Consider the following 23,654-nt stretch of genomic DNA (forward strand, 5'->3'; position numbering starts at 1 on the left):
TCCCCCGACGGAAGCGGCCCCGTGTCCTCGTACCTGCTCTGCGCCCCGCCCGTCTACGGTCACCTCGCGCCCCTCGTCGACGTGGGACGCGACCTCGCCGAGCGCGGCCACGAGATCACCGTGCTGACGGGGTCCAAGTACCGCGACCTCGTCGTCGGCGCCGGGCTCCGCTTCGTGGCCCTGCCGGCCGATGCCGACTTCGACGACGCCGAGCTGCAGGACCGGCTCGCCGACGCCACGGCGGCCCGCGGGGTGGCCGTCGTCCGCGAGGGCATCATCGCGATGTTCGTGCGGCCGATCCCCTCCCAGTACCGCGCGCTGACGGCCCTGCTGGCAGCGAGTCGGTTCGACGCGGTGCTCGGCGAGGCGACGTTCACCGGGCTCGCCCCGTACCTCGCGCTGCCGCCGGGCGACCGCCTGCCCGTGCTCGGGATCGCGACCACCCCGGTGACGCTCACCAGCGTCGACGCCGCACCCTTCGGCACCGCACTCGCGCCGGGTCGCGGACCGCTGGCGCGCGCACGCAACCGACTGCTCACGGCGGCGATCCACCCCGTCCTCACCCGGCCGCTGCAGCAGGCCGTCGACGTCGTGCTCGCCGAGGTGGGGGCGCCGCCGTCGCGGACCGGGACCTTCGACTTCGCCTACCGTTGCTTCGACACCCTGTTCCAGCTGAGCGTCGCGGAGCTCGAGTACCCGCGCCGCGAGCTCCCCGACTCGGTCCGGTTCGTCGGGCCGGTCGTGGCTCGCGCGGCGCCGACGCCCGCGGCCGACCTGCCCGCGTGGTGGGACGACCTGGACACCGACACCCCGGTGGTGCTCGTGACCCAGGGCACGATCGACACCGTCGACCTCGGCCGGCTCATCGCGCCGACGCTCCGCGCGCTGGCGGACGAGGACGTCCTGGTGGTCGCGACCACCGGTGGCCGCCCGGTCGACCAGGTCGAACGCGCGCTCGGCACGGCGCTGCCCGCGAACGCCCGGGTGGCGACCTTCCTGCCCTACGACCAGCTCCTGCCGCGGTGCAGCGTCGTCGTCACGAACGGCGGGTTCGGCGGGGTGCAGCGTGCCCTCGCGCACGGCGTGCCGCTCGTGGTCGCCGGCTCGACCGAGGACAAGCCGGAGGTCGCCGCCCGGGTCGCGTGGGCCGGTTGCGGGCGGAACCTGCGCTCCGGGACGCCGCGGCCGGCGGCGATCCGTCAGGCGGTCCGCGAGGTCCTCGGCTCGCCGACCCACCGCGCCCGCAGCCGTCAGGTCGCGGCGTCGATCGCGACCCTGCCCGACCCCGTGGACGTCATCGAGGCCGGGCTGGCGGCGGCCGTCGCCGCCGCCGCGGACGGCTCACAGCGACGCTGATCCCGCCTGCCGGCCCACGCTGTGCGGTCGAGTGGAGACGGACGGGAGGCACGGTGCCAGCTGACCCCGGGCCTCCCGTCCGGCTCATCCCACGTCGTCGTGCCCGGTGCCGGTCAGCGGTGTCGGTGTCGGTGCTGTTGCGGACGCCGTCCGGATCCGGAGCGGCACCGTCCCGGCGACGTACCGGTCGTCGCCCGCCTCGAGCGGGCGGCCGTCCTCGGCGGTGCTGGACCGGCGCACCTGCAGGAGCGCCGCGCCGGGCCGGACCCCGAGGAGCGCGGCGTCGGCGTCGTCCGCCAGCAGCGCGTCCACGGTGGTGACGGCGGAGCCCACCCGGATGCCGAACCGGGCCTCCAGGGTCGCCGACACCGACGTCTGCCCGCCCGGGATCGTCCGGATGACGGCGGCGACCCACGGCGCGTAGGCGGTGCGCTCGAGCATGACGTCGACACCGTCGAGGGAGCGCACCCGCACGACGTGCAGGACGGGCTCGTCGTGCGCAGCGCGGAAGAGACGGCGCTCACGCACGGTGGCCGGCCGTTCCTCGACCGCCACGACCCGACCGCCGGGCTCGTGCCCCCGCGCCCTGGCCAGCTGACCGAAGGACTCGAGCGCGCCGGCGTCGTGGCCGAGCGACGTGGTGCGGACGCGCCAGCGGGACCCGGCCCGTGCCGTCAGGACCCGGCGGTCGCGGAGCACCCCGAGCGCGTTCCGCACGGTGCCCCGCGCGACGGCGTAGTCGGCCGCCAGGTCGTGCTCGGCCGGCAGGACACCGGTGTCGTCGAACTCACCGCGGAGCACCCGGTCGGCGAGGTCCTCGGCGAGGTCCCGGAACAGTCGTCGCACCCGCTGATCCTCCTCTGCCCCGCGACGAGCTGTCCACGTGCGAGGCAGCGTCGGTGCTGAAGATCCCGGAAGGACGGCACCGAACAGTCGGGCACCCGGACACCTCCGTCCCGTTTCCACCGGACGCGTTCACCCGCCTGCCACGACCAGGCCAGACCCGGTTCAGCGCACCTGGTTGTCATGCTGACGGGCGTTCTCCCACCGGGCGCCCGCACTCCCCACGATCAGGAAGGCCCCCGATGAGCACGAGGAAGCCCGAACACGGCGCACCCGACGTCGACCTGGACGCCGCACCACCGCTGACCCCGGACGCCGCGTACACCGCCGCGGTCCGACCCGGAGTCAGTCGACGGACCGTCCTGATCGGCGGCGCGGCCGCGATCATGGCCGGCGTCGCCGCCGGCTCCGCCTTCGGTCCGGGCGCGGCCGACCGTGCCAGCGCCGCGACCGCCCGTGCCGTCCCCACCGGCACGATCGCCGATGTCGAGCACGTCGTCGTGCTCATGCAGGAGAACCGGTCGTTCGACCACTACTACGGCACGATGCCCGGGGTCCGCGGGTTCTCGGACAAGCAGGCGCTCGAGCTGCCGACCGGACACGACGTCTTCCACCAGCCGTCGGCTGCCCGCACCGACGGTGGCGCGATGCTGCCGTTCCGGCTCGACACCACCCGGTTCAACGCGCAGAACGCCGACGGCCTCGACCACTCCTGGGGCGGTGGGCACACCGCGTGGAACGGCGGTGCCTGGAACCGGTGGGTCGACGCGAAGAGCGCCCAGACGATGGGCTACTTCACGAGCGAGGACATCCCCTACCAGCGCGCACTCGCCGGTGCGTTCACGGTCTGCGACGACTACCACTGCTCGCTCAACGGTCCGACCACGCCGAACCGCCTGTACCAGTGGTCCGGCACCATCGACCCCCGCGGTGCCCAGGGCGGACCGGCGACCGACAACCCGGCCGATTACGAACCGGTGTTCGCCTGGACCACCTACGCCGAACGACTGCAGGCGGCCGGGGTCACCTGGAAGACCTACGCCAACGACGAGGTCGGTGACAGCTCCGCCGACCCGTACGTCGGCGACTACGGCGACAACCCGCTCTGGCTGTTCGAGCAGTACCACCGTGCGCTCGCGTCCTCCGACCTCGCCCAGCAGGAGCTCGCCGCGCGTGCCGGGCTGCACGACGGGTGGAAGCCGAACTCGGGCAAGGGCCTCGACGTCACCCACCTGCTCAGCCAGTTCGGGCAGGACTGCGCGACCAACAGCCTGCCCACCGTGTCGTACGTCATCGCCCCCTACGGCTGGAGCGAGCACCCGGCGGCCAGCCCGGACTACGGCGCCCACTACACGAACGCCGTCGTGCAGGCGCTCTTCAGCAACCCGGACACCTGGGCCTCGACCGTCCTGCTCGTCAACTACGACGAGAACGACGGGTACTTCGACCACGTCGTCCCCCCGTTCGCCGAACCCGGCACCCCCGACGAGTACGTCGACGGACTGCCCATCGGCATGGGTGCCCGCGTGCCGATGACCGTGGTGTCGCCGTGGAGCCGTGGCGGGTGGGTCAACTCGCAGGTGGCGGACCACACGTCCGTGATCCAGTTCCTCGAGCACGTCACGGGGGTCCGCGAGCCGAACATCTCCGACTGGCGACGGACCGTCTCCGGAGACCTGACGAGCTGCTTCGACTTCACCGCGCCGGACCCGAGCATCCCCGGCCCAGACGTCGTCCCCGGCATCGAGCAGACCCGTGCGCTGGTGGCGGCCGCCGACGCCGACCAGGCGAAGCCGCCCATCGAGGAACCGGCGATCGGTGCGCAGACCCTGCCCGTCCAGGAGCCCGGCACCGTCCGCCGCCGGAGCTTGCCCTACCGGCAGCACGCCGACGCGACCGTCGACCACCGCACCGGCCGGGTCACCGTGACGCTCGCGAACGACGGCCGTCAGGGGGTCAACTTCCTGGTCTACCCGAACACCGCGATGCCGTTCGCCGCCCGCCCGAAGACCGTCCCCGTCGGCGCCACCGCCGACTGGGCATGGGACACCACGACGACCGCCGGTGCCTACGACGTCAGCGTCTACGGACCCGACCGGTTCCTCCGTCGCTTCGCCGGCACCGTCGCCGTCGGTGGTCGGGCGACCGGCGGCGTGCCGCACGTCTCGGTCGTCCGGGACACCCGCGGCCGGCGCACCCTGCAGCTCCTGCTCGAGAACACCGGCGGGGCCGAGCTCCGCTTCGTGCTCGTGGCCAACGACTTCGTCGAGCACCGCGAGACCGCACACGTTCGCGGCTCCGGACACAAGACGATGCACTGGCCGCTCGACGAGTGGGGGTACTACGACGTGGTCGTCACCGCGGACGGTGTGCCCGGGTTCCGGTACCGCTTCGCCGGACGCGCGGAGCGCTGACCGGGGCCGACCCGCGTGGGTCGGCAGGGGCGGTCAGGCCGCGTCCACGACGAACGGGAGGCCCGGTGCCAGCTGGCACCGGGCCTCCCGTCCCGTCTCGTGACCGTCTCACGTCCGTCCCGCGTGCAGTCTCACGCGTCGGCGTCGGCGTCGGCTCGCGCAGCCTGCCGGGCCAGCGCCCCGTCGAGGAAGCGTTCGACGAACGGCAACGCCACCACGATCGCACCGACGACGGCCGCGACGGGGACGATCACCGTCCAGCCGCGCAGGATCGAGTAGATGGTGGCACCGAGGACGACCCACACCACGACCGTGAGCGGGCGCACCGGACCGGCGCTGGCGGGCAGGTTGACCGCCTCGACGGCCGCGGGCATCGCTCGCCGTCCGAGCAGTGTCAGCATGACCCCGATGACGATGAACCCCGTCGCCCGGACGGTGCCGACCCACGCGACGTCGCTCGCCGGATCCGCCAGCACACGCTGGATGAACACCACCGCCGACAGGACCCCGACGGCGAACAGGGTGACGATCACGAGGACGGTCAGGAGACGGACGGAGCGGCGCACGAGGACTCAGCATAGGGACCCGTCCCGGCGGCCCGACGCGGCGCCCCCGTCGCACCGGCTCGCTAGGCGACGACCACCTGCGCGTTGACCAGGATGTCGTGCAGGTCGGGACGGAGCGCATCCTGCGAGGTCGTCCGGACCTTCACGATGAGCGCCACTCCGGGCTTCGCGAAGGCACGCGCGACCGTTGCCGACCAGGACCCGTCCGTGTTGTGCCCGGCGATCGACAGGAACTGCGCCGTGCCGCCCGTGATCGTCGGCAGGAGCTGCTCCTCGAGCCGGTCGGCCGGCAGCCCCGCAGCCGTGAACAGCTGCTCGGTGGCGGCACGGTCCCCGATCGTCGGGTCGAGGTCGGTCAGCCGCTGCTGCGTGATCGTCGCCACGGAGCCGTCCGTGTTCGTGTACTCCCGCGACCCGGTGGTCTGGTCCTCGCCGGTCTGCTCCCAGCCGTCGAGTGCCGAGACCTGGAGCCCGAACGCGGGCAGCGTGCTCGCCGAGAGCGCGTCGCCGTCCTCGAACGTGAGGTCCTTCGTGGCCGAGTCGACGGTGGCCGGCGCGGTCGGTGCGGTCGGTGCGGTCGGCGTATCCGTCGGTGCCGGTGTCGGTGCCGATGACCGCGGTGTGGCCCGCTCCGCTCCCGGTGCCGTGGTGCCGGTTCCGGCGCAGCCGGAGAGTGCGAGCACGACGATCACGGTCGCCGTCCCCGCGGTGGTGATCCTGGATGTGATGGACATGTGGTTCCCCCTCGGATCCCGCCGTGCGCCCCGTGCACCGGTGGGTCCGACTGGAGCCTACGGGTCCCGGCGGCGGCGGCGCGCGCCCGGGTCACACGTCCGGGGTCTGTCCGGACCCGCCGAGCGATCTCCGGAGCACGACGATGTGCAGCCCCGCGACGCGAGCGACGTGCACCGGGCGCGGGCGTCGGGCCCGCTACGAGTCGTCGCCTGCGTTCCGAGCACGCTTCCGCGCCTGCGCCCGGGCGTAGGACACCGAGCCGATCTGCACGGCGACGAGGATGATCCAGAGGACCGCCATCTGCGTGTGGAACCGGGACGGTTCGACGACGGCCAGGACGAGCCAGACCAGCGCGATGACCGCCCACACCCACACGAGCCACGGCAAGGGCTTGCCGATCAGCCGTTCGAGCAGACTGCGTCGCTGCATCTCGGTCATGGCGCTGACGCTACCGGACGCCAGGGTGATCGCCGAGGACCCGGGGCGACGATCGGTTGGATCCTTCCGGATCTGGTGGCTGCCGTTCCGGGAAGCGGGTCGAAGCGGTCAACCCGCCGGCAGCTCGCGGCGTCAGGGTCAGCTCTGCACCGTGCACGGTCGCGATCATCGCCACGAGCGGCAGGCCGAGTCCGTGCCCGCTCCCGTTCGTCCGCGTGCGGTGGCGGCGGCGGAACGGCTCCGTCAGCTCGTGCGCTTCGTCGGCCGGCACCACCTCGCCGTCGTTCTCGACCCGGAGCTCGGACGACCGATCGTCGAGGACCACCCGCAGGCTCCCGCCGGAGACGTTGTGGACCACGGCGTTGCGGATCAGGTTGCCGACGAGTTGCCCGAGCAGCGGTCGGTTGCCCAGCACGACGACGTCGTCGAGCTGGACCGACACGACGATCCGCCGGGCGAGTCGTTCCGCGTCCACTGCCAGCAGCGCGGCCGCGACCTCGTCGCGGAGCGACACCGGGCGCGCGTCGATGGGTTCGTCCCCCCGTGCCAGGTCGAGCAGCGCCGTCGTCATCCGGATCATCTGGTCCGTGGTGACGAGCAGTCGTTCGAGGGTCTGCGTCCGGTCCGGACCGTCGGGTGTGCGGAGGGCGACCTGGAGCATCGTCTTCATCGTGGCGAGCGGGGTCCGGAGCTCGTGCGAGGCGTTCGCCGCGAACCGCGACCGACTGACGAAGGCGGTCTCCAGGCGGTCGAGCATCCGGTTCAGCGTCGCACCGACGTCGCGGATCTCGTCCGGTGGCCCGGAGACGTCCACGCGGGCGTCCAGCGTCCCGGCACCGAGCCGGTCGGCGGTCGTGATGATGTCGCGCAGCGGGCGGAGGAGTCTGCCCGCGACGAGCCAGCTGACGACACCACCGATGCCCCCGACCACGAGCAGCGCCGGGACCGAGACGATGACGAAGAGGCGGAGGACGTCGTCGCGGCCGGTGATCTCGTACACGTCGTGCGTCGACCCGTAGGGGAACGGGCCTGCCGTGAACGCGTAGCCGGGCACGATGGCGAGGACCGCGAAGACGACCGCGAGCATGACGGCGCCGGTGAGCAGGATCAGGGCCGTGTAGGTCAGGGTGAGCCGCGCCCGGATCGACAGACGGTGCAGCGCGGGGATCCTCATGCTTCGTGACCCTCGCGTGCAGGACCCTGCGCGATCGCGTACCCGACACCGGGCAGCGTGCGAATGGCGTCGGGACTGCCGAGCTTCTTCCGCAGGGTCGAGATGGTCAGCCGGACCGCGTTGGTGAACGGGTCAGCATGCTCGTCCCACACCTGTTCGAGCAGTTGCTCGGCACTCACGACGCCGCCGTCGGCACGCAGCAGGACCTCGAGGACCGCGAACTCCTTCCGCCCCAGACGCAGGTAGCGTCCGTCGCGGTAGGCCTCACGTCGGAAGGGGTCGAGCCGGAGGCCAGCCGTCTCGAGGACCGGCGCGACCGCGCGACGTGCTCGCCGGTTGAGCGCGCGGAGCCGTGCCACGAGCTCCTCGAAGTCGAAGGGCTTGCCCAGGTAGTCGTCGGCCCCGAGCTGGAGGCCGTGGACCCGCTCCGCGAGTGTCGTCGACGCCGTCAACATGAGGACGCTCGGCGCTTCCGGGTCAGCGACGATCCGGGCACAGACCTCGTCGCCGTGCAGACCGGGGATGTCCCGGTCGAGCACGACCACGTCGTACGCATGGACGGCCAGCTGATCGAGCGCGGTGAAGCCGTCGCCCACCGTGTCGGCGGCGATCGCTTCGAGCCGCAGACCCGTGCGGATCGCCTCCGCCAGGAACGGCTCGTCCTCCACCACCAGTACCCGCACGTCGCTCCTCGCTGCTCCGGCCGATCCGGACCCGGTCAGCACAGCAGATCGGATGTATGCGGAGCGTATGCGCTCGACCAGACGCTCGGCTGACGTGCCGACTGTTCCGATGAGGGCATGTCCAGAACCGACCCCGCGCTCGAGACCCCTGTCCTGCCGTCGTTGACCGGCCTGCGCTGGGTCGCTGCGTTCGGGGTCTTCGCCTACCACGTGCGGAACCTCGGGTACTTCGACGGGAACGCGCAGACGACCCTGAGCGCTGTGGTCGGCAGCGGGGACACCGGCGTCTCGCTGTTCTTCATGCTCTCCGGCTTCGTGCTGGCCTGGTCGGACCGCACGGACGGGGACCGCGCAGGACCGCTACGAGCAGCGCTGCACTTCTGGTGCCGCCGTGCCGCGCGGATCTGGCCGCTGCACCTGGTCGCCGTCCTCGCCGCGATCGTCGTGGGAGCGACACTGATGCCGAGCATCCGGACGACGTCGCCGGCAGCCCTCGTGGCGAACGTCCTGCTCGTCAACGCCTGGCACGCCCCGTGGTGGCAAGCCGGGAACCCGGTGTCGTGGTCCCTGGCCTGCGAAGCGTTCTTCTACCTGACGTTCCCGTTCCTCATCCGGCCGCTCCGACGCGCTCACCCTGCCGTGCTCGCGGCCCTCGCCGTGCTCGCAGCCGTCCTCGTCCTGGCCGCACCGGTGCTCGTGCCGCACCTCCCGGGTTCTCCCGTCCCGGCGAGCTGGCCCCCGGCACGGTTCCCCGAGTTCCTGCTCGGCGTCCTGACCGCTGCCCTGGTGCGCTCGGGGGCCTGGCGTGGACCACGACTCACGGTCCCCGTCCTGCTGACGGTCGCAGGACTCCTCGCCGCAGACCTGCATCCCACCTCGGGCTTCGCGCTGACCGGCTGCACGGTCGTGGGGTTCTCCCTGCTCCTGCCCGCGCTCGCCAGGGCGGACGCCGAAGGACGCTCCACCGGCCTGTCGTCTCCGCTGCTGGTGCGCCTGGGGACCAGGTCGTTCGCGTTCTACCTCGTCCATCTCCTGACGATCGACGCCGTGCTGCGCTTCCGGCCCCAGGGTCCCGCCGGAGGCCTGACCAGCGCCCTCCTGACCCTGCTCGCGTTGGTGGTCGCGCTGGCCGTCGCGACCGTGCTGCACGACGCGGTCGAGGTGCCGGCGCGCCGGCTCCTGCTGCACGGCCTCAGGAACGGCGCGGCACGCGCTGGCCTCAGCTCCCCAAGCGTCCCCACCAGCATCGCCACGACCCCGTCGAGACCGTGACCGCTCGTGCCTGGATCAGGTCTGGGTGGTGTCGGAACGGACGAGCGAACGTGCTGCACGCGACGATACGGTCCCCTGCATCGACGTGCCGACGAGGACGGCTGCGAGGGCGTCCATGGCTGGTGCGAGTTCGACACCTTCCAGCTGCACACGGAGCCAGACCCGGAACTGTTCCTTCGCCGCAGTGGCCGCCGCGGCGAGCTGCCGTCCCGCAGGCGTGCAACTGAGCTGGATCCGGCGCCGATCATCCGCACTTTCCTGACGATCGACCATCCCCGCCGTGACCATGCGGTCGACGAGCCTGCTCGGGTGCCCGCCTTCGAAGAGCACCAGCCCGCCGAGCTCTCCCAACGACATCGGTCCGTGCTGATCGAGGAGTTGCAGGACCTCCGCCTGGCTGGGCGTCACGCCGAGCGGTTTGAGGAGCTCGGTCAGGCGCCTGTCCGACTCCCGCGAGACAGCCTTCGTCAGCAATCCCAGTCGTTCGAGGTCATCCATCCCCCAATCCTCCCACAGCAGGCATATGCTGTAGCACATGATGACATCGCATATGAATAGCCCTCGCCTCGCCATCACCGGCGCGAACAGTCGCACCGGTCAGCAGATGCTCGCCGAACTGCACGGAGACGCCATCGCGCTCGTTCGCCGGAGTGGCCGGGTCGATGCCGCCACGGTGATCACGGACTGGACGACGTCGACTGCCGCCGAGACCGCCCTCGGCCAGGTCGACGCCGTTGCGCACCTCGCCGGCAACTTCGGCGCGCCGCACTGGGAGGACTACCTCGCCGGCACGGTCGAGACCACCCGCCTGGTCGCCGATTCGGTCAGCGAAGGCACCCGCATCGTCTACCTCTCCCAACTCGGCGCGGACTCCTCCGCCGAGAACTGGTACGAGCGCGCCAAGGGCATGGCAGAAGAGATCCTCGCCCCGATGAACGCCACCGTGTTCCGCATCAGCGCGATCGTCGGCGGCCGAGACAACCCGCAGCCGTTCGACTTCATGGTGCGTGGCGGCACGGACGGCGATCCGGTCCCGATCGCCGGGGACGGCTCCCAGGTCTTCCGTCCGATCCACATCGACGACGTCGTCAAGGCGATCCTGCTCGCGACCCGGCCTGGTGCGCCGAGTGGCGTGTTCGACCTCGTCGGACCCCAGCAGCACACGATGCAGGAATGGGTCGACATCGCCCACGGCGGCCCGACTCCCACGACCCGGCGGGACGATCTCCCGCCAGCGATCGACGACCTCCTCGCCAACCCGGTCACTCCTGGCGATCCCACCGCGCTGCTGGCTGCCTTCCCGGAGCTCCAGCTGACCGACTGGCGTCCCTGAGCGCGGATCACACCGGCGTCGTCAGGCACATGACCGAGCGTTCAGCACGATGCTGGGGCCACGATGGCGTCCCGCTACCGTGATCCCATGACGCGTCGAACAGCTGCACGCCGGTGGGCGATCGCCCTCATCGCGCTGAGCGCTGTTGCACTCGTGATCTGCGTCGGAGCGACCGTCGAGGCCGGCCAGGTTGCGCCGGTGTTCTTCTGGCCCACACCGGAAGGCACCGACGTGGTCCTGACGAAACGGCAGTACGAGTCGGCGCTCGCTGCGCGGCAGGTGGGCAGGCTTGCCGCAGCCGCAGCGGTCGTCCTCGCTCTCGCCGCGGTCACCCTTACCCACCGGGCACGCCGAGCCTCTCGCGTTCGATGAGGATCGCCGATCGAGACACGGCCCTCCCGTGGTGACGGCCACGCGTCGAGCCTCGCCCGGCGGCTCGCTGCGACACTGCGGAGCAACTCAACGCTGGGCCGCAGGCCGCACGACGATCTCGTTCACGTCGACATCGGGTCGCTCGGCCACCGCGTAGGAGACGGCGCGGGCTATCGCGTCGGCGGAGATCGACTCGGCACGGTAGACGACCATCGCTGCGGCGGCGGCGGCGTCGGTGATCGTTGCGGCGAGCTCGGACTCGGTGACTCCTGGCGACACGGTGGTGACACGGATTCCACGCGGTGACTCTTGGCGGAGCCCCTCGGTGATCGCCCGTGCTGCGAACTTCGTGCCGCAGTAGACGGCAGCCGTGGGCGAGACGTCGTAGGCGCCGACGGACGCGATCGTCACGACGTGGCCCGTGCCCTGCGCGAGCATGGTGGGCAGTGTCGCCGCGACGCTGTGGAGGAGGCCGCGGACGTTGACGTCGATCATCCTGTCCCACTCGTCGACGAGACCTGCGGCAAGGGGCGACAGCGGCATCACGCCGGCGTTCGCGACGAGCACGTCGATCCGGCCGAAGCGTGCCCGGGCGGCAGCCGCGAAATCCTGCACCGAGACGAGGGCGGTGACGTCGAGCGGCACTGTCATCGCCGTGCCACCCGCCGCCTCGATCTCGCTGACGAGCTCGTCGAGCCGGTCGGTGCGCCGGGCCCCGAGCACGACGGGGTGGCCGGCCGCGGCGAGACGGATGGCCGTCGCGCGCCCGATGCCGCTCGAGGCGCCCGTCACCAGGACGACCTTCCGTCGGTGCAGCACCATGCCCGCGTGGTGCAGGACGTCGTCCCTGAAGTCGCCGTCCGCGGTGAAGCCGGTGTCGTCTCGGTAGTCGATGTGGTCGCCGTCGACCTCGTAGGCGCCTACGTAGGCCGCCTCATGGTCACCTCGGGCCTCCACGTAGCGGCCGTCGGGCCGCAGCTCGTGGCGGATGCGGCCATCGGCGGTGACCCAGAGGCCGAGGTAGGGGTGAACGGGCTGGGATGCGCTGCTGGTGTCCATGCTCCCAGCCTCGACGCCGCGCAGTCCCGGACCATCGCCCTGTCCTGCCGGGGTGCGGCAGGACCAGGGAGCCGGAACTCCTGCCACCTACCCTGGTCCCGTGCCCGCCGACGACCTCACCCTCGCCGCGTATCTGCGCGCCGTCCGCGGCCGCCTCGCCCCGGAGTCGCTCGGACTGCCAGGCGGAGGTGTCCGCCGGGTTCCCGGGCTCCGCCGCGAGGAACTCGCGGTGCTGGGTGGCGTCAGCGTCGACTACTACACACGCCTCGAGCAAGGGCGGGAGGTGAGCCCCGGCGCCGCCGTGCTCGAGGGCATCGCCGACGGGCTCGAGCTCGAGGGCGACGAGCGCGCCCACCTGTTCGCGTTGGCAGGACTGGTTGCTTCCCCGCGAGTCCCCCGCGTGGCGACGTCGGTGACGCCGGCTCTCGGGCAGCTGCTGGACTCGTGGTCGACACACCCCGCCTTCGTGATCGACCCCGCGCACGAGATCCTCGCCGCGAACGCCCTGGCCCGTGCGGTGTACGCACCCTTCGGACGGTTCGACAACCTCGTGCGGATGACCTTCCTCGACCCGACGGCGCGGCACTTCCACGCCGACTGGGCCCGCGCCGCCGACGCAACCGTCGCGAGCCTGCGGGCGGCGACCGCGGAGTTCGGGAGCGACCCGCGCCTCCTCCGTCTCATCGAGGAAGTGAACGACGCCAGCCCGGAGTTCGCCGAACGGTGGAGCACGCAACGGGTACGGCGCAAGACGACCACCGCGAAGCAGTTCGAGCACGGGGAGGTCGGGCGGCTGGAGTTCGACGCCCACACCTTCGCCGTCGAAGGGTCACCCGGCCTGCAGCTCGTCGTCTACGGCTGCGAGGCCGGCTCTGCAACGGCGCGCGCGCTGATCCTGCTCTCCATGGGCGCGGCGAGCGAATCGACGATCAGCGAGTAGTGCTCCCGTCAATCGGGGCGCTCACCTGCGCGGGCGACCGTTCGGTACCGCCCGGGCGGGAGCGACCGTTCACGACTGAACGCTCGGCTGAACGCGTAGACGGAGGTGTACCCGACGTCGGCGGCGATCTTCTGGAGGCCGTCGTCGGTGTCACGGAGTCGACGCGCTGCGAGGTCCATCCTCCAGCGGGTGAGGTACTCCCCCGGCGTGGTGCCTGCGAACGTCCGGAAGCGGCGCACCAGCGTCTGCTTCGACGTCGCGATGTCACGTGCGAGCGCCTCGGTCGTCCAGGGGTGACCGGGAGCCTCGTGGATCCTCGTGACAGCCCGCATCAGGAGCGGGTCGCGGAGGACTCCCCACCACGAGGCGCCGGGTTCTGGCGAGGAGGCGAGCCAGGTCCGCAGGATCGCGACGAGGAGGACGTCGACGAGACGATCGAGGACGAGGTGGGTCGCGAGGCCGGGACGAGCGAGTTCGTGCCCGATGAGTCGGACGATGTCCGCGAGGCTCGCGTCGAGCTGCTGTGCTCGGAGGTGGATCACCGGAGGAAGCAGGGCGAAGACCGGTGTGGATCCAGCGGGGTCGTGCGAGTACGAAGCGCCCAGGATCTGCGTCTGCTCGTCCCCGTCACCCAGGCGCAGGAGGCCACCACCCCGGCGTGCCTCGTCGGCGGCCGCGACGTCGCAGGAGTGGATGCCGACGCCGGGCGCACTGGAGAGCGCATGGGCGGCGCCGGTGGTGAGGACGACGACGTCGCCCGTCGTCATGAGCCTCGGAGCCCCGCCCTCGACCGTCAGGTAGGCGACACCGGCAGTGACCGCGTAGACGACGGCGTCGCGATCCCGGACCCACTCCACGCCCCAGTCTCCGGCGGCCGCGATCCGGGCGCCGGCACTCCCTCGGACTCCGGAGACGTCGAGCACTTCGGAGAGGACGTCCACTTCGACGAATGTACGCCGGACTTCCCGGATGGACCAGTGAACGATTCCGGATGGTCCTCGCGGACATGAACCTGGTCCTCAGGGTCATTGAACGTCCCACCGGCCGCTCCTAGCGTTGGCGACGTCCGGAGCACTCGTTCGGGACGGCAACGACACGAAGGAAGCAGTCACCATGAGCACGACCGAAGACACCGTCCCCGATGGCCTGATGCCCCCCGACGTCCTGGCCTCGACGACCCCGGTGGCCGTCTACGGGTTCGCCCGCGCCCGGGCCGGCAAGGAGCAGGAACTCGAAGACGCGATCCGCGCGATCATCCCCGCGGTGCGATCCGAGCACGGCTACGAGCAGTACTCGGTGCACACCACGAAGGAGCAGCCCGGGGCGTTCGCGTTCTACGAGCGGTGGTCCTCCGGGGCGGACATCGCGCGCCACGTGCAGCAGCCGCACATGCAGGACTACTTCGGCAAGCTCGCGGACCTCGTCGAAGGCGACCTCGAAGCCGAATGGCTGTCGCCCCTCAGCGACTGACTGATCGCTGGCCGGTCCTGGTGGGAGACCGGCCAGCGGCGGCTCGGTGGGCCCTGCCGGGATCGAACCGACGACATCCACGGTGTAAACGTGGCGCTCTACCAGCTGAGCTAAAGGCCCTCACCACGATCCTAGGGTGTCAGCGCTCGATCGTCGTCGAACCAGGCGCGCACGTCACGACGCCCCGCACCGGGGTCGGTCGCAGCGGATCACGAGTCCATTCGCGTCCTCGTCCCGGTCCTCCGGAACGCCACCGGACAGCACGATGGGGGTGTCGTCGGCGCTGAGGCCGATCGCCAGCGTGCTGGTGCTCGACCGTTCGTCCTGCACCGGCGGGAACCGGGCGATCGTCGTCTGCTCGGAGTTGGTGCACCGCGCGTCACGGCACGAGAGCAGTCCCAGAGTGCCGCGTTCCTCGTCACGGACCGCGACGAGTGGCCGCCCCGATCGGTCGATGACGAACGCCGGAAGGAGGCTCGTCGGCCCCTTCGGCGTGATGTCCGTGTGCGACGAAGACGAGCACGACGCATCCGCGCAGAACGTCAGCCGTTGGGTCGAGACACCGTTCGACCGCGCGAGAACGACCGGGTTCCCGTCGCCGCCGATCGCCACCCGCGCGTCGTACGCCTCATCCCACTCCCAGACCGGCTCCCCCGGCGGGATCGCGTGCGACAGGTCGCGGACGACGGGCTGGCCACCGTCCGGACCGAACGACACCAGCCGCAGCGCGGAGAAGGTCGAGTCCTGGTAAGTCTCGGACACCAGCGAGACCACGGCCGTGCCGTCCGTTGCGACGGCGACGTCCACGCCCTGGTGGTCCAGCGGCGGGATCCACGGCATCGCCACCTGCCGAACCGTGTGTTCGACGCAGGACACGTCCTCGCAGAACACGGCGACCAGGTGCGAGCGTCCTTCCGGTTCACCGCCGCGGGCGATCCCGACCACGACCGGCCGGTCGCCGGAACCCGCGATGGCGACGTCCGTCATCCAGTAGCTGACGTGATCCCGGTCTCCGTCGACGATGTCGACGGCAGTGACCGTGGTGCGGCGCCCTTCCGGGCGATCGACGGCCGGCGCCTCGTCGGCGGAGTCGCGCTTCTCCGCCCGCCTCCCCGCGGGCCAGGCGGCACCGTCCGACTTCGGCGCCGCATCGAGTTGGTCCGGCCGGGAGTGCACGACTTCGAGCTCGTACTGCTGCGCTTCCTCGCCGTCGAACCGCACCTTCCACTGGGCGGTGAGCAGCCCGCCGTCACCCGCGCTGCCGACCGCGGATCCGAGTGTCCGGCTGGGCATCTCCATGGCCCCGTCACAGGACGCCTGTCGACACATCCGAAGGCTGCTCGGAGGCGTGTACGGCGCACTCACGACAGCGGTCTGCCCCGTGACGTCGGCGACGTCTCCACCGGAGATGGCGCGCGCAGCGACCGACGCGGCGTCGTACTGCACGGCGCCGAGCGGGTTGCTCGAGACGACCACCGCGAACACCACCGCCGGGACGAGCACCGCCGTCGCTCCGACGAGGCCGGGCCTCGCCCGTCGTCCCCCGGCCACCGAGTCCGCCGCCAGCGGTGACCGAAGCCGACCGCCTTCGTTCCGTGTTGCAGCCCCACGCACCGCGATCGCGACGATGACCAGCACCAGACCGGTCACGGCGACGCAGCACCAGGCAACGACCACGCTGCTCCGGAGCACGGACGGCGGCAACAGGCGCAGCAGCACCAGGACGCCGACCCCGAGCACCGTCATCAGAGTCGCTCCCCCGACGAGCGCGCGACGCGGCGTCGCCGTCGCCTCGTGCCCACCACGGACGACGACCCGACCAGATCCCCAGGCGCGACGGAACGCCGATCGACGGGGCACACCGGCCACGAGCAACGCCCAGCCGAGCAGCAGGGGCGCCGCGATGACGGCACCGACCAGCAGCAGCACGACGATCACGAGGGCGCCCCATCCACCTGCCCGCCACGACACAGCGGTGGCTGTCCCCGCCGCCACCGCCACCAACGCGACGAGAGCGGCCTCGACGACGAGCCACCGGTGGTGGACCGACCACCGCCAGGCGTCGCGCGGCCCCGCCACCGCGTCGTCTGCGGCCGCGAGCATGACCACGGTGGTTGCGGTCACCCCGAAACCGAGCCCGAGCGCCGCGATGACCGTGCCCACGGCGAGCAGGGCCACGGGTACCCCGGCCCCGTCGAGCGCCACGAACGCACCGTTCACCAGGGCGACTCGACCACCAGGGACGCCGAGCAGCAGCACCACCCCGGCCAGCAGCAGCCCGGCAGCGAACGGCACGACGAAGGCGAGCACCGCGCGGCCCCCGCTCCACGCGATCAACGGCACGGGTGGCGGACCGTACTGCCGCCGCACCGTGGTCTCGGTCCGTCCCGCGCTGGCGACACCCGTCCCCGGTCGTGCACCATCCATCTGCTCGTCCCCCTCCGACAGCGTCCGCCCATGCTGTCAGGTTCGACGCCGGACGTCCAGAAGGTGACATTTCAGCCGCATGCCCTCGCAGTGGCGGGAGTGGCCGACGCGAATGGTTTAGCCCGAGGCTTACTTTCGACGATATGAAGCTCTACGCTTAACCCATGCAGTCCGAGCCCGTGATCGCCGTGATCGTCGACCTGGTCGACTCCCGCACGCTCGAGGACCGCTCCGCAGCCCAGCAGGACGTCGAGCACGCCTTCGACAGTACCGCGGACGTCACCGCGCTCGACCCCCTCCGTGCCACGGTGGGCGACGAGTTCCAGGTCATCTACGGCACGCTCACCGACGCCCTCGTGGCGACGACGGCCGCGACCCTCGCACTCCCGGCGACCGTGCAGATCCGCCTCGGCCTCGGCCGAGGGCAGGTCCGGACGATCGGCACCGGCGGCGCCGGCCCGCTGCAGGACGGCCCGGGCTGGTGGTCGGCGCGGGACGCCATCAACGAGACCCACCGGCGCGAGGACGGCCGGACCGCGTTCCTGCGGTCCTGGTACCACGACGCCGACGACCGCCACGGAACGACGGAGCGACTCGTGAACGCCTACTTCCTCAGCCGCGACCACGTCGTCTCGCGACTCGCACCCCGCGCCCGCCGGATCGCACTCGGTCTGGTGCAGGGCCGGACGCAGGCACAGATCGCCGCGGACGAGGGGATCACCCCGTCGGCGGTGTCCCAGTCCGTGCAGAAGTCGGGCGTCGCCGCCCTGGTCGAGGGCCTGCGTGTCCTCGGGGACGGGGGCCGCTGATGCTCGCCGGAGTCCTCCTGACCCTCGTCGGGCTCGCCGACGTCGTCCGCGCACGGACCGGGACCGACGCGGCACCGCGGCGCGTGCTGACCACCACGGTGATCGTCCTGCTCTGGGCCGCCGTGGCGACTGTGGCGGTGCTCGGCCTCGGCCTCGCCGTCTGGTCGGTGCTGGTCGCGGTCGTCCTCGCGGCCCTGTGGGTCGCGACGACGATCCCGGTGCGGTCCGGCGGTGCACCCGGCGGTCGCGATCGGGCACTCCCCTGGCTCCGACGCTCGGGATCCTGGCCGGCCGTCCTGCTCGCGGTCGCCGTCGCCGTGCTGCTGCTCTGGGTACCGGCTGCCGACGCGTCCGGCTTCGTGGTCGACTGGCACCGTGACGCCGGCCCGGCGTTCGTCGGAGCGGTGCCGCTCGCGGCGCTCGTCGCCGGCATCGGGGCCGCACTGTTCCTGGTCGACTCGGCCAACGTGGTCGTCGCCCAGGCGCTGCCCCCGGGGCTGTCGCCCGACGCACGGCTCGGTGCAGTGGCGGCCGAACCGACCCGCCGGAAGCGCTTCGACCGGCGCCGCACCACCCGGGTACCCGGGGCAGACACGGACACGGACGGCACGGTCACCCTCAAGGGCGGACGCATGATCGGCCCGATCGAGCGTCTGCTCTTGGCCGGGTTCTCGTTGGCCGGCGCCTTCCCCGTCGTGGCGGCGCTGATCGCCGCGAAGGGGATCGTCCGCTTCCCCGAGATCCGCCGCGAGACGACCGGGTACCAGGCCGAGTACTTCCTGATCGGCAGCCTGGTGAGCTGGGCGATGGCGTTCGCCGCCGCCGGCATGTGCTGGTTGCTGGCACTGGGCTGACGAACGCACCCCGCCCCCGATCACCGCAGGTACGCTCTCCCCGTGAACGGTGTCGGAGTCGGTGTCCTCGACGAAGCCGGGCGGCTCCGCCTGCTCGGTGCGGGTGTGACGGGCGCGGCCTTCGCCGTCGTCCTGGTCATGCTGGTCCTGTCCTCGTGGACCGAGGCGACCACCGCCGTCCTGGTCTCGGTCGGCATCCCGACCGCTGTGGCGGGTGCCGCGATCGCCGTCGTCCTGCAGCGCCGCGCCTGGCGCGCCGAGGGCGGCTACGAGCGGTCTATCGTCGTGCGCGAGTGGATCGCCGACGGCCAGGTGCCCGACGGTGTGCCGGCGGACCAGTGGATCCCGCTCGTGCAGGCCCAGGCCGACCGCGAAGGCGCCGGCTGGGGCAAGGTCGTCCTCGGCGTCCTGTGGATCGCGATGACGTGGTCGATGCGCGACCAGCACGGCACGCTCATCACGACGATGCTCATCCTGCTGTGGAGCGCGATGGCCCTGTGGGCAGCCGTCTGGGTCATCCCCCGCGCCCGTGCAGCGCGAGCGCTCCTGCGCCGCGGCGTCGCCACGATCGGCTGAACCCCGCTCGGCTGAACCCCGCTCGGCTGAACGCTCGGCTGAACCCCGCCCGTGCGCCTCTGACTACGCTCGGATCCATGCAGAGTCGCACCCTCGGCCGCACCGGCCGCTCCGTCTCCCCCATCGGCCTCGGCACCTGGCAGTTCGGCGGTGACTGGGGTCCCGTCTCCGCAGCCGACGCGAACGCCGTCATGGACGCCTCCGTCGAGTCGGGCGTCACCCTGTTCGACACCGCCGACGTCTACGGTGACGGCCGGAGCGAGCAGCTCATCGGCGCGTGGCGTGCCGCGAACCCCGACGTGCCGCTGACGATCACCACGAAGATGGGTCGTCGCGCCGACCAGGTCCCCGAGAACTACGTCGCTGCGAACTTCCGCGAGTGGGTGGACCGCTCGCGGAAGAACCTCGGGCAGGACACCCTCGACCTCGTGCAGCTGCACTGCCCGCCGACCCCGGTCTACGAGGACGACGCCGTCTACGACGCCCTCGACGCGCTCGTCGCCGACGGCTCGGTCGCCGCCTACGGCGTCAGCGTCGAGACCGCCGACCAGGCCCTCACCGCGATCGCCCGGCCCGGCGTCGCGAGCGTCCAGATCATCCTCAACGCGTTCCGCCTCAAGCCGCTCGACCGCGTGCTGCCGGCCGCCCTGGAGGCAGGGGTCGGCATCCTGGCGCGCGTCCCGTTGGCCTCGGGGCTGCTCTCGGGCAAGTACACGACCGACACGTCGTTCGCCGAGGGCGACCACCGCAACTACAACCGCCACGGCGAGGCCTTCGACCAGGGCGAGACCTTCAGCGGCGTCGACTACGACGACGGCGTGCGCGCCGCGCAGACCTTCGCGGCATCCCTGCCGGACGCCGTCTCGGTCCCGCAGGCGGCACTCGCCTGGATCATCGCGCAGGACGGCGTCACCGCGGCGATCCCCGGCGCGCGCAATCCGGAGCAGGCGCGCTCGAACGCCGCTGCCGGCGACCTGCCGCCGATCGAGGGGCTCGACGCCACCGTGCACGACCTGTACGACACGTGGTTCCGCGCGAGCGTCCACGACCGCTGGTGAGACGCCGGAGCGTCGCGGTCGCGGTGGCCGCACTCCTGCTGCTGTCCGGGTGCGCCGCATCCGGACCGGCCACCGCCCGCGACGCTCCGCCCTGGCCACGGCCGACCGACCTGACGGCCCGCGCCGAGTCCGCCGGGCTACGCAACGTCTGGGGCGAACGGCTGGCCGAGCACGTGCACACGCACCTGACGATCCTGGACGGCGACGAACCGGTGACCGTCCCGGCGAACGTCGGACACTCGGACAGCCGGAAGTTCGCCGCCGAGATCCACACGCACGACACCTCGGGCATCGTGCACGTCGAGTCCCCGACGGAGCAGACGTTCACGCTCGGGCAGTTCTTCGACGAGTGGGGCGTCTCGCTCGGTCCGGAGCACGTCGGTGGCCTGCGCGGCGAACTGACCGTGTGGATCGACGGGCACCGGAGGATCGGCAACCCGCGCTCGATCGAGCTCACGGACCTGCGCCAGATCGTCCTCGTCGTCACGACCGTCGGCGAGGTCCCGCACCTGCCGGCGCCCTTCGACTGGCCGCCGCAGTACGACTAGCGCCGGAACCGGCTCGGCTCAGGCCTCCTTCGCCGCGACCCACGACAGGTCGAGGCCCCACTGCGCGACCGACCCGGCCGGCAGCTGCCACACGTACTCGTTCTTGAGCTTCTTGCCGTCCTCGCGGAACGGCCCCGTCCGGTACGGGTAGAACGCCACCGTCGGCAGCGTGCCGGGCGGCGCCGTACGGATCGCGTTCGAGAAGTCCTTGTTCAACCGCCGCAGCTCGGCGATCACGTCGCCCCGGGCGGTATCCGCGTCGAACCCGCCGGCACCCGAGGCGAGCTGGAACGCGATGTGCAGCTGCCGGTCACCGCGGTCGTCCTCGTAGCTGATCAGCCGGTGGTTCTCGACGGCCTCGAGCAGCTCCGGGTCGCCGTACACGACGTCCCGCACCACGTCGGGTGCGACGACGGCGCCGTTGTAGTCGACGGACAGGTCGGACCGGCCGTAGTGGAACAGCAGCGGCAGGTCGAGCTCGGCCTCGGCGGCGAGCGCCGCGTGTCCGGTCGCCCGCAGCACGGACCGCAGCTCCTTCATCCGCACCACGTGTCCGCGGTCGTGGATGTTGTAGCGGATGCGTGGGCTGATGTTCTCGGAGCGGGCGATGGTGACGACGAGTTCGCCGAGGTCGTTCGTCTCGATCAGGTAGCCGAACGGGTTGAACTGGAACACCATCGGCAGCACCCCGTACTCGCCCCGCTTGGTGAGGGCGGCGGAGAGTTCCGGTGAGGCGGCGATCGCCCGGCGCAGCTGCACGCTGAACGGGGTCTCGATGCCGAGGTTGATCTCGAGGTCGCTCGCCCCGTAGGAGCCGAGCACGGCCTGCGCGTACTGCTCGATGTGGGCGCGCATGTTCTCGCTGATGCCCTCGCCCCCGAACGCGGCGACGATCGTGTACTGGCCCCAGTCGAGCCGGTCGTCCTCGAACAGGGCCTTCAGGAACGGTGGGTAGCTGCAGATGATGTAGGTGAAGTCGGTGCCGAACTCGCGCATCGTCTGCACGATCTTGTCGCGGTCCGGGCCGATCGACTTGATCATGGAGGACTCGGTGAGCGAGGCGGTCACGTTCATCCCGGTGGCCCAGGCCCCGAGCGAGAAGGCGTTGAGCACGAACGGCTGCTTCGACAGGTCCTTGGCGGTGCGGGAGAACCCGAGCTGCAGCAGCTGTCGGGTGGCCTGGCGTTCGTCGGGGCCGCGCACCCAGCTGGTCGGGGTGCCGCTCGACCCGCTGGACTCGTCGACGACGACGCCGCGTCGGGGCAGGCGTCCGTCGATGCAGCGCTCGGGGATGCTCCAGCGCTTGACGTAGGAGTCCTTGTCCATCTCGGGCAGTCCCGAGATCGCCGCGGCGATGCCGCCACGGGTGTCGAGCCTGGAGGCCCGTCCGGACTCCGCCAGGAACGCCCGGTACGCGGGGACCCGCTTCGCAGCCCGTTCCGCGGTCCGCCAGGCGCGCCAGCGTCCGAGGGTCCAGCGGAGCGGCTCGATGCCCGGCGTGAGCAGGAGCTTGTGGGTGCCGACGCGGGGCATGAACAGTGCGACGAAGGTCTCGACCACCCACACCACCGAGAACACCGCTGCGCGCTTCACCGGGTCCCCCCGACGGTCATCGCTGCGGCGGGTCGGCGGTGTGCCAGGGGTGGTGGGTCGCTGTGTCCGAAGCGGAACAGCATCCAGGCCATCCGCCCGTCGGACTCGTCGACGCCCGCGCGTTCGACGAACGCGGCGTGTGACCGCGGGTTGGTGATCACGGTGCCGAAGGGGTGCATGGCGATGCCGCGCGCGGAGAACTCGAGCCAGATGCGCATGAAGACCCGTCCGGCCTCGACGTACTCGGCCGGGGTGCTGAACGGTCCCTCGAGCCAGGCGAGCTGTCGGACGCCCCGCATGGTGGACAGGTACACCCTGCGGAAGACCCCGCCGATGCCCGGGGCCTGCCAGAGTCCGCGGTGCTCCATGGCGAACCGGAGCACCGGGCCGGGCATGAGCATCGTCTCGGCGGACAGCCCGTCGCCGGTGGCCGCTGCCTGTCGCTTCGAGAACCGCAGCCAGTGCAGGATCTCGTCGTGCACGGCGTCGTGCTGCAGGTCGTCGAACAGGGTCTCCTGGTTGACGCGCACGATCTCGTCGACGGTGGCCCGGTCGTCGGTGGTGCGGAAGCGTTGCCCGGCCGCCGACGCGATGGCGGACGCGGCCTCTATCGCGGTGGCGTCGACGAGCGTTGCGTCGTAGGGCCTGCGCGAGGTGCGCCGTGCGAGGAAGCCGGCCAGGGCCTCCCGGTCGTCCGTGGTGACCACGTGCGGACGCAACGTCACCGTGCCCAGCCGGTGCAGGTGGTCGTCCGCACCAGCGTCGAGCCGACCGAAGTCCATCTCGGCGTGGTCGAGCCGTTCCTGCACGGTGAACCCGTGCGCTCGTGCCACCACGTCGAGCCCGGCCAGGAACACCCCGGCGCAGACGTGCCCGAACGGGATGCCGAACGACTCCGCCGGCAACCCCCGTCGCAGGTCGTAGAACACGGTCGCGGTGCGGTCGTCCTCGACGCGCACGACGATCGGTTGCGAGTTGTGCGGCGACGGGTAGTGCCGCGCGTCCTCGATGATGCCCGTCCACGGTGATGCCATCGTTCCCCCTCGGTGGTCCCTGGCGACGATCATACGAACCCCCTCGGCGCCCCATGCCCCTCGGGGAATGCGCTGTGGAGAACCCGTGCGTAGCCTGCTC

The 23,654-nt window shown here is 71.6% G+C and carries 24 protein-coding genes and 1 tRNA gene; 12 read left to right on the forward strand and 13 right to left on the reverse strand.

Annotated features, from left to right (window positions below):
• The first annotated feature begins 21 nt into the window (after positions 1-21).
• Complete coding sequence (locus tag ABRP24_RS11365) at positions 22-1,356, forward strand: nucleotide disphospho-sugar-binding domain-containing protein (RefSeq protein ID WP_349848274.1); 1,335 nt, start codon at positions 22-24, stop codon at positions 1,354-1,356.
• Between the two features lie 84 nt (positions 1,357-1,440).
• On the opposite strand, the gene ABRP24_RS11370 is transcribed toward ABRP24_RS11365, so the two are convergent.
• Positions 1,441-2,202: a GntR family transcriptional regulator gene (locus tag ABRP24_RS11370; protein WP_301566690.1), complete on the reverse strand. Its 762-nt coding sequence runs from the start codon at positions 2,200-2,202 to the stop codon at positions 1,441-1,443.
• Positions 2,203-2,441: 239 nt separating this feature from the next.
• On the opposite strand from ABRP24_RS11370, the gene ABRP24_RS11375 reads away from it, so the two are divergent.
• Positions 2,442-4,613, forward strand: a complete 2,172-nt coding sequence (locus ABRP24_RS11375) for a phosphocholine-specific phospholipase C (RefSeq protein ID WP_349848276.1) — start codon at positions 2,442-2,444, stop codon at positions 4,611-4,613.
• Positions 4,614-4,744: 131 nt separating this feature from the next.
• On the opposite strand, the gene ABRP24_RS11380 is transcribed toward ABRP24_RS11375, so the two are convergent.
• The 5 genes from ABRP24_RS11380 to ABRP24_RS11400 form a co-directional block, all read right to left on the reverse strand.
• On the reverse strand, positions 4,745-5,179 hold the full coding sequence (locus ABRP24_RS11380; RefSeq protein WP_349848278.1) for a hypothetical protein: 435 nt from the start codon (positions 5,177-5,179) through the stop codon (positions 4,745-4,747).
• A gap of 62 nt (positions 5,180-5,241) precedes the next feature.
• Positions 5,242-5,913 (reverse strand): hypothetical protein, encoded by a 672-nt coding sequence (locus tag ABRP24_RS11385; protein ID WP_349848280.1) that lies wholly within the window; start codon positions 5,911-5,913, stop codon positions 5,242-5,244.
• A gap of 196 nt (positions 5,914-6,109) precedes the next feature.
• Entirely contained in the window at positions 6,110-6,352 is a 243-nt protein-coding gene (locus ABRP24_RS11390; protein WP_176708647.1) for a hypothetical protein, read from the reverse strand.
• A gap of 10 nt (positions 6,353-6,362) precedes the next feature.
• Entirely contained in the window at positions 6,363-7,526 is a 1,164-nt protein-coding gene (locus ABRP24_RS11395; RefSeq protein ID WP_232749445.1) for a HAMP domain-containing sensor histidine kinase, read from the reverse strand.
• Complete coding sequence (locus ABRP24_RS11400; RefSeq protein ID WP_349848282.1) at positions 7,523-8,209, reverse strand: response regulator transcription factor; 687 nt, start codon at positions 8,207-8,209, stop codon at positions 7,523-7,525. Before ABRP24_RS11400 ends, ABRP24_RS11395 begins: the two co-directional genes overlap by 4 nt.
• Positions 8,210-8,326: 117 nt before the next feature.
• Here ABRP24_RS11400 and ABRP24_RS11405 point away from each other — a divergent pair, with 117 nt between their 5' ends.
• On the forward strand, positions 8,327-9,481 hold the full coding sequence (locus ABRP24_RS11405; RefSeq protein ID WP_349848284.1) for an acyltransferase: 1,155 nt from the start codon (positions 8,327-8,329) through the stop codon (positions 9,479-9,481).
• A 15-nt stretch (positions 9,482-9,496) separates the two neighbouring features.
• On the opposite strand, the gene ABRP24_RS11410 is transcribed toward ABRP24_RS11405, so the two are convergent.
• Positions 9,497-9,979, reverse strand: a complete 483-nt coding sequence (locus ABRP24_RS11410) for a MarR family transcriptional regulator (protein ID WP_349848286.1) — start codon at positions 9,977-9,979, stop codon at positions 9,497-9,499.
• Between the two features lie 52 nt (positions 9,980-10,031).
• On the opposite strand from ABRP24_RS11410, the gene ABRP24_RS11415 reads away from it, so the two are divergent.
• Together ABRP24_RS11415 and ABRP24_RS11420 are read left to right on the forward strand one after the other, a co-directional pair.
• On the forward strand, positions 10,032-10,814 hold the full coding sequence (locus ABRP24_RS11415) for an NAD-dependent epimerase/dehydratase family protein (RefSeq protein ID WP_371836752.1): 783 nt from the start codon (positions 10,032-10,034) through the stop codon (positions 10,812-10,814).
• A gap of 87 nt (positions 10,815-10,901) precedes the next feature.
• Complete coding sequence (locus tag ABRP24_RS11420) at positions 10,902-11,186, forward strand: hypothetical protein (RefSeq protein WP_176708644.1); 285 nt, start codon at positions 10,902-10,904, stop codon at positions 11,184-11,186.
• Between the two features lie 87 nt (positions 11,187-11,273).
• Here the strand turns inward: ABRP24_RS11420 and ABRP24_RS11425 are convergent, their stop codons facing one another.
• A complete protein-coding gene (locus ABRP24_RS11425) occupies positions 11,274-12,245 on the reverse strand; it encodes an SDR family NAD(P)-dependent oxidoreductase (RefSeq protein WP_349848290.1) in 972 nt (323 codons plus the stop codon).
• 100 nt (positions 12,246-12,345) lie between these two features.
• Here ABRP24_RS11425 and ABRP24_RS11430 point away from each other — a divergent pair, with 100 nt between their 5' ends.
• Positions 12,346-13,185: a helix-turn-helix transcriptional regulator gene (locus ABRP24_RS11430; protein ID WP_349848292.1), complete on the forward strand. Its 840-nt coding sequence runs from the start codon at positions 12,346-12,348 to the stop codon at positions 13,183-13,185.
• 8 nt (positions 13,186-13,193) lie between these two features.
• Here the strand turns inward: ABRP24_RS11430 and ABRP24_RS11435 are convergent, their stop codons facing one another.
• Positions 13,194-14,126 carry an AraC family transcriptional regulator gene (locus ABRP24_RS11435; protein ID WP_301603455.1) on the reverse strand — a complete coding sequence of 311 codons (933 nt, stop codon included), beginning with the start codon at positions 14,124-14,126 and terminating at the stop codon, positions 13,194-13,196.
• Positions 14,127-14,298: 172 nt separating this feature from the next.
• Here ABRP24_RS11435 and ABRP24_RS11440 point away from each other — a divergent pair, with 172 nt between their 5' ends.
• The gene (locus tag ABRP24_RS11440; protein ID WP_051596779.1) at positions 14,299-14,655 is read left to right on the forward strand and encodes a putative quinol monooxygenase; all 357 of its coding nucleotides are present in this window, start codon (positions 14,299-14,301) and stop codon (positions 14,653-14,655) included.
• A 47-nt stretch (positions 14,656-14,702) separates the two neighbouring features.
• Here ABRP24_RS11440 and ABRP24_RS11445 read toward each other — a convergent pair.
• Positions 14,703-14,775, reverse strand: a tRNA-Val gene (locus tag ABRP24_RS11445).
• A gap of 54 nt (positions 14,776-14,829) precedes the next feature.
• The gene (locus ABRP24_RS11450) at positions 14,830-16,998 is read right to left on the reverse strand and encodes a hypothetical protein (protein ID WP_349848294.1); all 2,169 of its coding nucleotides are present in this window, start codon (positions 16,996-16,998) and stop codon (positions 14,830-14,832) included.
• 248 nt (positions 16,999-17,246) lie between these two features.
• Here ABRP24_RS11450 and ABRP24_RS11455 point away from each other — a divergent pair, with 248 nt between their 5' ends.
• The 5 genes from ABRP24_RS11455 to ABRP24_RS11475 all read left to right on the forward strand — a co-directional run bounded on the left by ABRP24_RS11455 (position 17,247) and on the right by ABRP24_RS11475 (position 20,927).
• Positions 17,247-17,891 carry a SatD family protein gene (locus ABRP24_RS11455; protein ID WP_301582540.1) on the forward strand — a complete coding sequence of 215 codons (645 nt, stop codon included), beginning with the start codon at positions 17,247-17,249 and terminating at the stop codon, positions 17,889-17,891.
• Positions 17,891-18,745 carry a hypothetical protein gene (locus ABRP24_RS11460; RefSeq protein WP_349848296.1) on the forward strand — a complete coding sequence of 285 codons (855 nt, stop codon included), beginning with the start codon at positions 17,891-17,893 and terminating at the stop codon, positions 18,743-18,745. Before ABRP24_RS11455 ends, ABRP24_RS11460 begins: the two co-directional genes overlap by 1 nt.
• Before the next feature lie 42 nt (positions 18,746-18,787).
• Positions 18,788-19,321: a hypothetical protein gene (locus ABRP24_RS11465; protein WP_071248010.1), complete on the forward strand. Its 534-nt coding sequence runs from the start codon at positions 18,788-18,790 to the stop codon at positions 19,319-19,321.
• 77 nt (positions 19,322-19,398) lie between these two features.
• On the forward strand, positions 19,399-20,379 hold the full coding sequence (locus ABRP24_RS11470) for an aldo/keto reductase (protein WP_349848298.1): 981 nt from the start codon (positions 19,399-19,401) through the stop codon (positions 20,377-20,379).
• A complete protein-coding gene (locus tag ABRP24_RS11475; protein WP_349848300.1) occupies positions 20,376-20,927 on the forward strand; it encodes a hypothetical protein in 552 nt (183 codons plus the stop codon). Before ABRP24_RS11470 ends, ABRP24_RS11475 begins: the two co-directional genes overlap by 4 nt.
• A gap of 18 nt (positions 20,928-20,945) precedes the next feature.
• Here the strand turns inward: ABRP24_RS11475 and ABRP24_RS11480 are convergent, their stop codons facing one another.
• Entirely contained in the window at positions 20,946-22,520 is a 1,575-nt protein-coding gene (locus ABRP24_RS11480; RefSeq protein WP_349848302.1) for a CoF synthetase, read from the reverse strand.
• A complete protein-coding gene (locus tag ABRP24_RS11485; RefSeq protein ID WP_349848304.1) occupies positions 22,517-23,554 on the reverse strand; it encodes a hypothetical protein in 1,038 nt (345 codons plus the stop codon). Before ABRP24_RS11485 ends, ABRP24_RS11480 begins: the two co-directional genes overlap by 4 nt.
• Between the last annotated feature and the right edge of the window lie 100 nt (positions 23,555-23,654).

It is taken from the genome of Curtobacterium sp. WHRI 8282 (assembly GCF_040223925.2).
In the GTDB taxonomy this organism is placed as follows: domain Bacteria; phylum Actinomycetota; class Actinomycetes; order Actinomycetales; family Microbacteriaceae; genus Curtobacterium; species Curtobacterium flaccumfaciens.

What these genes read in the sequence shown, in the direction of transcription:
- ABRP24_RS11375 (WP_349848276.1), top strand. Translation starts at nt 2,442, where the DNA reads ATGAGCACGAGGAAGCCCGAACACGGCGCACCCGACGTCGACCTGGAC.
- ABRP24_RS11385 (WP_349848280.1), bottom strand. Translation starts at nt 5,913, where the DNA reads ATGTCCATCACATCCAGGATCACCACCGCGGGGACGGCGACCGTGATC.
- ABRP24_RS11390 (WP_176708647.1), bottom strand. Translation starts at nt 6,352, where the DNA reads ATGACCGAGATGCAGCGACGCAGTCTGCTCGAACGGCTGATCGGCAAG.
- ABRP24_RS11395 (WP_232749445.1), bottom strand. Translation starts at nt 7,526, where the DNA reads ATGAGGATCCCCGCGCTGCACCGTCTGTCGATCCGGGCGCGGCTCACC.
- ABRP24_RS11405 (WP_349848284.1), top strand. Translation starts at nt 8,327, where the DNA reads ATGTCCAGAACCGACCCCGCGCTCGAGACCCCTGTCCTGCCGTCGTTG.
- ABRP24_RS11410 (WP_349848286.1), bottom strand. Translation starts at nt 9,979, where the DNA reads ATGGATGACCTCGAACGACTGGGATTGCTGACGAAGGCTGTCTCGCGG.
- ABRP24_RS11415 (WP_371836752.1), top strand. Translation starts at nt 10,032, where the DNA reads ATGAATAGCCCTCGCCTCGCCATCACCGGCGCGAACAGTCGCACCGGT.
- ABRP24_RS11420 (WP_176708644.1), top strand. Translation starts at nt 10,902, where the DNA reads ATGACGCGTCGAACAGCTGCACGCCGGTGGGCGATCGCCCTCATCGCG.
- ABRP24_RS11425 (WP_349848290.1), bottom strand. Translation starts at nt 12,245, where the DNA reads ATGGACACCAGCAGCGCATCCCAGCCCGTTCACCCCTACCTCGGCCTC.
- ABRP24_RS11440 (WP_051596779.1), top strand. Translation starts at nt 14,299, where the DNA reads ATGAGCACGACCGAAGACACCGTCCCCGATGGCCTGATGCCCCCCGAC.
- ABRP24_RS11455 (WP_301582540.1), top strand. Translation starts at nt 17,247, where the DNA reads ATGCAGTCCGAGCCCGTGATCGCCGTGATCGTCGACCTGGTCGACTCC.
- ABRP24_RS11460 (WP_349848296.1), top strand. Translation starts at nt 17,891, where the DNA reads ATGCTCGCCGGAGTCCTCCTGACCCTCGTCGGGCTCGCCGACGTCGTC.
- ABRP24_RS11470 (WP_349848298.1), top strand. Translation starts at nt 19,399, where the DNA reads ATGCAGAGTCGCACCCTCGGCCGCACCGGCCGCTCCGTCTCCCCCATC.
- ABRP24_RS11485 (WP_349848304.1), bottom strand. Translation starts at nt 23,554, where the DNA reads ATGGCATCACCGTGGACGGGCATCATCGAGGACGCGCGGCACTACCCG.